Genomic DNA, 394 nt, shown 5'->3' with positions numbered 1-394 from the left:
GCGGCGCTCGGCGCCGACCCGCTGCACATCCTCCTGCACACGCCTGCGGGACTGGCCTGTCTGGCGGCCGGTGGGGTGCTGGAGGGCCTGGGGCTGTGGTGGGTGCTGCGGATCATGCGGAGCGCGGAGGAGGAAGCGGCATGAGCGGGGACGTTGTCCACAGGCTGGGGGCAGCGGTGGTGATCCTGTCGGCGCTCGGCTGGTCCCTGGGGTGGTGGCGCAGACGGTGCGAGCGCGGAGTACGGCGACGGCTGGCCGAGGTGCTGTCGCCGGACCGGACGGCGGCCGCCTCACGCCCCGGTCTGCTGCCGCGGGCCGCCGCACGGCGGTGGCTGCCGCTGGTGGGCGTGGTGTGTGCCGGGTGGGGGCTGGTGGGCGGTCCCGGCGGAACGGC

General features: G+C 76.4%; 1 pseudogene. It reads left to right on the top strand.

Annotated features, from left to right (window positions below):
- Window positions 1–140: 140 nt before the first annotated feature.
- A pseudogene (locus B9S61_RS07655) lies at window positions 141–394 on the top strand (hypothetical protein); the annotation flags it as partial.

This window comes from Streptomyces sp. SM1 (genome assembly GCF_002910825.1).
In the GTDB taxonomy this organism is placed as follows: Bacteria; Actinomycetota; Actinomycetes; order Streptomycetales; family Streptomycetaceae; genus Streptomyces; species Streptomyces okerensis.
Note: the sequence above shows the minus strand (reverse complement) of the source record. Positions and strands in the feature narration are given on the sequence as shown.